The organism is uncultured Escherichia sp., assembly GCF_948475835.1.
In the GTDB taxonomy this organism is placed as follows: domain Bacteria; phylum Pseudomonadota; class Gammaproteobacteria; order Enterobacterales; family Enterobacteriaceae; genus ECMA0423.
On sequence record NZ_CAOLGM010000109.1, the window covers coordinates 1 to 7,239 of the forward strand.

At 53.1% G+C, this 7,239-nt stretch carries 7 protein-coding genes and 1 pseudogene (1 of these 8 only partly in view); all 8 read left to right on the forward strand.

The window, feature by feature from the left end:
- A partial coding sequence (gene bamA, locus QZF50_RS18105; RefSeq protein ID WP_130567558.1) for an outer membrane protein assembly factor BamA occupies nucleotides 1–967 on the forward strand: 967 nt, incomplete at its 5' end.
- A gap of 121 nt (nucleotides 968–1,088) precedes the next feature.
- Nucleotides 1,089–1,574 carry a molecular chaperone Skp gene (gene skp / locus QZF50_RS18110; protein ID WP_000758956.1) on the forward strand — a complete coding sequence of 162 codons (486 nt, stop codon included), beginning with the start codon at nucleotides 1,089–1,091 and terminating at the stop codon, nucleotides 1,572–1,574.
- Between the two features lie 3 nt (nucleotides 1,575–1,577).
- Nucleotides 1,578–2,603 carry a UDP-3-O-(3-hydroxymyristoyl)glucosamine N-acyltransferase gene (gene lpxD, locus QZF50_RS18115; protein ID WP_001139279.1) on the forward strand — a complete coding sequence of 342 codons (1,026 nt, stop codon included), beginning with the start codon at nucleotides 1,578–1,580 and terminating at the stop codon, nucleotides 2,601–2,603.
- Between the two features lie 104 nt (nucleotides 2,604–2,707).
- The gene (fabZ, locus tag QZF50_RS18120; protein ID WP_000210739.1) at nucleotides 2,708–3,163 is read left to right on the forward strand and encodes a 3-hydroxyacyl-ACP dehydratase FabZ; all 456 of its coding nucleotides are present in this window, start codon (nucleotides 2,708–2,710) and stop codon (nucleotides 3,161–3,163) included.
- Between the two features lie 3 nt (nucleotides 3,164–3,166).
- Nucleotides 3,167–3,955, forward strand: a complete 789-nt coding sequence (gene lpxA / locus QZF50_RS18125) for an acyl-ACP--UDP-N-acetylglucosamine O-acyltransferase (protein ID WP_000565966.1) — start codon at nucleotides 3,167–3,169, stop codon at nucleotides 3,953–3,955.
- Nucleotides 3,955–5,103: a lipid-A-disaccharide synthase gene (gene lpxB, locus QZF50_RS18130; protein WP_000166359.1), complete on the forward strand. Its 1,149-nt coding sequence runs from the start codon at nucleotides 3,955–3,957 to the stop codon at nucleotides 5,101–5,103. The genes lpxA and lpxB overlap by 1 nt, the downstream gene beginning before the upstream one ends.
- Complete coding sequence (gene rnhB / locus QZF50_RS18135; protein ID WP_000569430.1) at nucleotides 5,100–5,696, forward strand: ribonuclease HII; 597 nt, start codon at nucleotides 5,100–5,102, stop codon at nucleotides 5,694–5,696. Before lpxB ends, rnhB begins: the two co-directional genes overlap by 4 nt.
- A gap of 36 nt (nucleotides 5,697–5,732) precedes the next feature.
- A pseudogene (gene dnaE, locus QZF50_RS18140) lies at nucleotides 5,733–7,239 on the forward strand (DNA polymerase III subunit alpha) (it continues 1,968 nt past the right edge of the window).

The following is a 7,239-nucleotide window of genomic DNA, read 5'->3' on the forward strand; positions in this document are numbered from 1 at the left end:
CTTCTATAATGACTTCCAGGCAGATGACGCCGACCTGTCCGACTATACCAACAAGAGTTATGGTACAGACGTGACGTTGGGCTTCCCGATCAACGAATATAACTCGCTGCGTGCAGGTCTGGGTTATGTACATAACTCCCTGTCCAACATGCAGCCTCAGGTTGCGATGTGGCGTTATCTGTACTCTATGGGTGAACATCCGAGCACCTCTGATCAGGATAATAGCTTCAAAACGGACGACTTCACGTTCAACTATGGTTGGACCTATAACAAGCTTGACCGTGGTTACTTCCCGACAGATGGTTCACGTGTCAACCTGACCGGTAAAGTGACCATTCCTGGATCGGATAACGAATACTACAAAGTGACGTTAGACACGGCGACTTATGTGCCGATCGATGACGATCACAAATGGGTTGTTCTGGGGCGTACCCGCTGGGGTTATGGTGATGGTTTAGGCGGCAAAGAGATGCCGTTCTACGAGAACTTCTATGCCGGTGGTTCCAGCACCGTGCGTGGCTTCCAGTCCAATACAATTGGTCCGAAAGCAGTTTACTTCCCGCATCAGGCCAGTAATTATGATCCGGACTATGATTACGAATGTGCGACTCAGGACGGCGCGAAAGACCTGTGTAAATCGGATGATGCTGTAGGCGGTAACGCCATGGCGGTTGCCAGCCTCGAGTTCATCACCCCGACGCCATTTATTAGCGATAAGTATGCTAACTCGGTTCGTACTTCCTTCTTCTGGGATATGGGTACCGTTTGGGATACAAACTGGGATTCCAGCCAATATTCTGGATATCCGGACTATAGTGATCCAAGCAATATCCGTATGTCTGCGGGTATCGCATTACAATGGATGTCCCCATTGGGGCCGTTGGTGTTCTCCTACGCCCAGCCGTTCAAAAAGTACGATGGAGACAAGGCAGAACAGTTCCAGTTTAACATCGGTAAAACCTGGTAAGTGTTCTCCACAAAGGAATGTAGTGGTAGTGTAGCGATGACTTTAGGCGATCAATATAAGATCGCCGGGCCACGCAAAGAACTGCACCCTCCGGTGCAAATGGGATGGTAAGGAGTTTATTGTGAAAAAGTGGTTATTAGCGGCAGGTCTCGGTTTAGCACTGGCAACTTCTGCTCAGGCGGCTGACAAAATTGCAATCGTCAACATGGGCAGCCTGTTCCAGCAGGTAGCGCAGAAAACCGGTGTTTCTAACACGCTGGAAAATGAGTTCAAAGGCCGTGCCAGCGAACTGCAGCGTATGGAAACCGATCTGCAGGCTAAAATGAAAAAGCTGCAGTCCATGAAAGCGGGCAGCGATCGCACTAAGCTGGAAAAAGACGTGATGGCTCAGCGCCAGACTTTTGCTCAGAAAGCGCAGGCTTTTGAGCAGGATCGCGCACGTCGTTCCAACGAAGAACGCGGCAAACTGGTTACTCGTATCCAGACTGCTGTGAAATCCGTTGCCAACAGCCAGGATATCGATCTGGTTGTTGATGCAAACGCCGTTGCTTACAACAGCAGCGATGTAAAAGACATCACTGCCGACGTACTGAAACAGGTTAAATAAGTAATGCCTTCAATTCGACTGGCTGATTTAGCGCAGCAGTTGGATGCAGAACTACACGGTGATGGCGATATCGTCATCACCGGCGTTGCGTCCATGCAATCTGCACAAACAGGTCACATTACGTTCATGGTTAACCCAAAATACCGTGAGCATTTAGGCTTGTGCCAGGCGTCCGCGGTTGTCATGACCCAGGACGATCTTCCTTTCGCGAAAAGTGCCGCGCTGGTAGTGAAGAATCCCTACCTGACTTACGCGCGCATGGCGCAAATTTTAGATACCACGCCGCAGCCCGCGCAGAACATTGCACCCAGTGCGGTGATCGACGCGACGGCGAAGCTGGGTAACAACGTATCGATTGGCGCTAACGCGGTGATTGAGTCCGGCGTTGAACTGGGCGATAACGTGATTATCGGTGCCGGTTGCTTCGTAGGTAAAAACAGCAAAATCGGTGCAGGTTCGCGTCTCTGGGCGAACGTAACCATTTACCATGAGATCCAGATCGGTCAGAATTGCCTGATCCAGTCCGGAACAGTGGTAGGCGCAGACGGCTTTGGTTATGCCAACGATCGTGGTAACTGGGTGAAGATCCCACAGATTGGTCGCGTAATTATTGGCGATCGCGTGGAGATCGGTGCCTGCACAACCATCGATCGCGGCGCGCTGGATGACACTATTATTGGCAATGGCGTGATCATTGATAACCAGTGCCAGATTGCACATAACGTCGTGATTGGCGACAATACGGCGGTTGCCGGTGGCGTCATTATGGCGGGCAGCCTGAAAATTGGTCGTTACTGCATGATCGGCGGAGCCAGCGTAATCAACGGGCATATGGAAATATGCGACAAAGTGACGGTTACGGGCATGGGTATGGTGATGCGTCCCATCACTGAACCAGGCGTCTATTCCTCAGGCATTCCGCTGCAACCCAACAAAGTCTGGCGCAAAACCGCTGCACTGGTGATGAACATTGATGACATGAGCAAGCGTCTGAAATCGCTTGAGCGCAAGGTTAATCAACAAGACTAACGTTCCATCTTTTGTTCGCCAAACTTTACGGCCTGTCTCATTCTTACGATTGCGGCAGGCCGTGTTATTATTGTCGTTTCTTATATTTTGACAGGAAGAGTATCTTGACTACTAACACTCATACTCTGCAGATTGAAGAGATTTTAGAACTTCTGCCGCACCGTTTCCCTTTCTTACTGGTGGATCGCGTGCTGGATTTTGAAGAAGGTCGTTTTCTGCGCGCAGTAAAAAATGTCTCTGTCAATGAGCCATTCTTCCAGGGCCATTTCCCTGGAAAACCGATTTTCCCGGGTGTGCTGATTCTGGAAGCAATGGCACAGGCAACAGGTATTCTGGCGTTTAAAAGCGTAGGAAAACTGGAACCGGGTGAGCTGTACTATTTCGCTGGTATTGACGAAGCGCGCTTCAAGCGCCCGGTCGTGCCTGGCGATCAAATGATCATGGAAGTCACTTTCGAAAAAACGCGCCGCGGCCTGACCCGTTTTAAAGGGGTTGCTCTGGTCGACGGTAAAGTAGTTTGCGAAGCAACGATGATGTGTGCTCGTAGCCGGGAGGCCTGATACGTGATTGATAAATCCGCCTTTGTGCATCCAACCGCCATTGTGGAAGAGGGCGCGTCGATTGGCGCGAACGCACACATTGGTCCTTTTTGTATCGTTGGACCCCATGTCGAAATTGGTGAGGGTACCGTACTGAAATCTCACGTTGTCGTGAATGGCCATACTAAAATTGGCCGCGATAATGAGATTTATCAGTTCGCCTCCATCGGTGAAGTTAACCAGGATCTGAAATATGCTGGCGAACCGACCCGTGTGGAAATCGGCGATCGTAACCGCATTCGCGAAAGCGTCACCATTCATCGTGGCACAGTCCAGGGCGGTGGATTGACGAAGGTGGGCAGCGACAACTTACTGATGATCAACGCGCACATTGCGCACGATTGTACGGTAGGTAACCGCTGTATTCTCGCCAACAACGCAACGCTGGCGGGTCACGTATCGGTAGACGACTTCGCGATCATCGGCGGCATGACCGCAGTCCATCAGTTCTGCATCATTGGTGCGCATGTGATGGTTGGCGGTTGCTCCGGTGTGGCGCAGGACGTCCCTCCTTATGTCATTGCGCAGGGTAACCACGCAACGCCGTTCGGTGTCAATATCGAAGGGCTGAAGCGCCGCGGATTCAGCCGCGAGGCGATTACCGCTATCCGCAATGCGTATAAGCTGATTTATCGCAGCGGTAAAACGCTCGATGAAGTGAAACCGGAAATTGCTGAACTGGCGGAAACGTATCCGGAAGTGAAAGCTTTTACCGATTTCTTTGCACGCTCAACGCGCGGTCTGATTCGTTAATGACTAAACAGCGTCCATTAACGATTGCCCTGGTCGCCGGAGAAACCTCCGGCGATATCCTGGGGGCCGGTTTAATCCGCGCTCTGAAAGAACATGTGCCCAACGCCCGCTTTGTTGGCGTTGCCGGGCCACGAATGCAGGCTGAAGGCTGCGAAGCCTGGTACGAAATGGAAGAACTGGCGGTGATGGGCATTGTTGAAGTGCTCGGTCGTCTGCGTCGCTTACTGCATATTCGTGCCGATCTGACAAAGCGTTTTGGTGAACTAAAGCCAGATGTTTTTGTTGGCATTGATGCGCCTGACTTCAATATTACCCTCGAAGGTAACCTTAAAAAGCAGGGTATCAAAACCATTCATTACGTCAGTCCATCCGTCTGGGCGTGGCGACAGAAACGCGTTTTCAAAATAGGCAGAGCCACCGATCTGGTGCTCGCATTTCTGCCTTTCGAAAAAGCGTTTTATGACAAATACAATGTACCGTGCCGCTTTATCGGTCATACCATGGCTGATGCCATGCCGTTAGATCCAGATAAAAATGCCGCCCGTGATGTGCTGGGGATCCCTCACGATGCCCACTGCCTGGCGTTGCTACCGGGGAGCCGTGGCGCAGAAGTTGAAATGCTTAGTGCCGATTTCCTGAAAACGGCCCAGCTTTTGCGCCAGACATATCCGGATCTCGAAATCGTGGTGCCACTGGTGAATGCCAAACGCCGCGAGCAGTTTGAACGCATCAAAGCTGAAGTCGCGCCAGACCTTTCAGTTCATTTGCTGGATGGGATGGGCCGTGAGGCGATGGTCGCCAGCGATGCGGCGCTACTGGCGTCGGGTACGGCAGCCCTGGAGTGTATGCTGGCGAAATGCCCGATGGTGGTGGGATATCGCATGAAGCCTTTTACCTTCTGGTTGGCGAAGCGGCTGGTGAAAACTGATTATGTCTCGCTGCCAAATCTGCTGGCGGGCAGAGAGTTAGTCAAAGAATTATTGCAGGAAGAGTGTGAGCCGCAAAAACTGGCTGCGGCGCTGTTACCGCTGTTGGCGAACGGGAAAACCAGCCACGCGATGCACGATACCTTCCGTGAACTGCATCAGCAGATCCGCTGCAATGCCGATGAGCAGGCGGCACAAGCCGTTCTGGAGTTAGCACAATGATCGAATTTGTTTATCCGCACACGCAGCTGGTTGCGGGTGTGGATGAAGTCGGACGCGGGCCGTTAGTTGGCGCGGTCGTCACCGCTGCGGTGATCCTTGACCCGGCGCGCCCGATTGCCGGGCTGAATGATTCCAAAAAGCTGAGCGAAAAACGCCGTCTGGCGCTCTATGAAGAGATCAAAGAGAAAGCGTTGAGCTGGAGTCTGGGCCGCGCGGAACCCCACGAAATCGACGAGCTGAACATTCTTCATGCGACCATGCTGGCGATGCAGCGTGCCGTCGCTGGGCTGCATATTGCGCCGGAATATGTGTTGATTGATGGTAACCGCTGCCCGAAATTACCGATGCCTGCGATGGCTGTGGTGAAAGGCGATAGCCGCGTACCGGAAATCAGTGCCGCGTCTATCCTGGCGAAAGTGACGCGTGACGCCGAAATGGCGGCGCTGGATATTGTTTTCCCGCAATATGGTTTTGCCCAACACAAAGGGTACCCAACCGCTTTTCATCTGGAAAAACTGGCTGAACACGGCGCGACCGAACACCATCGGCGCAGCTTTGGGCCTGTCAAACGCGCACTGGGACTTGCGTCCTGATTCTTGTGTCGAGATTAAGTAAACCGGAATCTGAAGATGTCTGAACCACGTTTCGTACACCTGCGGGTGCACAGCGACTACTCGATGATCGATGGCCTGGCCAAAACCGCACCGTTGGTAAAAAAGGCGGCGGCGTTGGGTATGCCAGCACTGGCGATCACCGATTTCACCAACCTTTGTGGTCTGGTGAAGTTCTACGGAGCGGGACATGGCGCAGGGATTAAGCCTATCGTCGGGGCAGATTTTAACGTCCAGTGCGACCTGCTGGGTGATGAGTTAACCCACCTGACGGTACTGGCGGCGAACAATACCGGCTATCAGAATCTGACGTTGCTGATCTCAAAAGCGTATCAGCGCGGGTACGGTGCCGCCGGGCCGATCATCGATCGCGACTGGCTTATCGAATTAAACGAAGGGTTGATCCTTCTTTCCGGCGGACGCATGGGCGACGTCGGACGCAGTCTTTTGCGTGGTAACAGCGCGCTGGTAGATGAGTGTGTCGCGTTTTATGAAGAACACTTCCCGGATCGCTATTTTCTCGAGCTGATCCGCACCGGCAGGCCGGATGAAGAAAGCTATCTGCACGCGGCGGTGGAACTGGCGGAAGCGCGCGGTTTGCCCGTCGTGGCGACCAACGACGTGCGCTTTATCGACAGCAGCGACTTTGACGCACACGAAATCCGCGTCGCGATCCACGACGGCTTTACCCTCGACGATCCTAAACGCCCGCGTAACTATTCGCCGCAGCAATATATGCGTAGCGAAGAGGAGATGTGTGAGCTGTTTGCCGACATCCCCGAAGCCCTTGCCAACACCGTTGAGATCGCCAAACGCTGTAACGTAACCGTGCGTCTTGGTGAATACTTCCTGCCGCAGTTCCCGACCGGGGACATGAGCACCGAAGATTATCTGGTCAAGCGTGCAAAAGAGGGCCTGGAAGAGCGTCTGGCCTTTTTATTCCCTGACGAGGAAGAACGTGTTAAGCGCCGCCCGGAATATGACGAACGTCTGGAGACTGAACTTCAGGTTATCAACCAGATGGGCTTCCCGGGCTACTTCCTCATCGTTATGGAATTTATCCAGTGGTCGAAAGATAACGGCGTACCGGTAGGGCCAGGCCGTGGCTCCGGTGCGGGTTCACTGGTGGCCTACGCGCTGAAAATCACCGACCTCGATCCGCTGGAATTTGACCTGCTGTTCGAACGTTTCCTTAACCCGGAACGTGTCTCCATGCCTGACTTCGACGTTGACTTCTGTATGGAGAAACGCGATCAGGTTATCGAGCACGTAGCGGACATGTACGGTCGTGATGCGGTATCGCAGATCATCACCTTCGGTACAATGGCGGCGAAAGCGGTGATCCGCGACGTAGGCCGCGTGCTGGGGCATCCGTACGGCTTTGTCGATCGTATCTCGAAACTGATCCCGCCCGATCCGGGGATGACGCTGGCGAAAGCGTTTGAAGCCGAGCCGCAGCTGCCGGAAATCTACGAAGCGGATGAAGAAGTTAAGGCGCTGATCGACATGGCGCGCAAACTGGAAG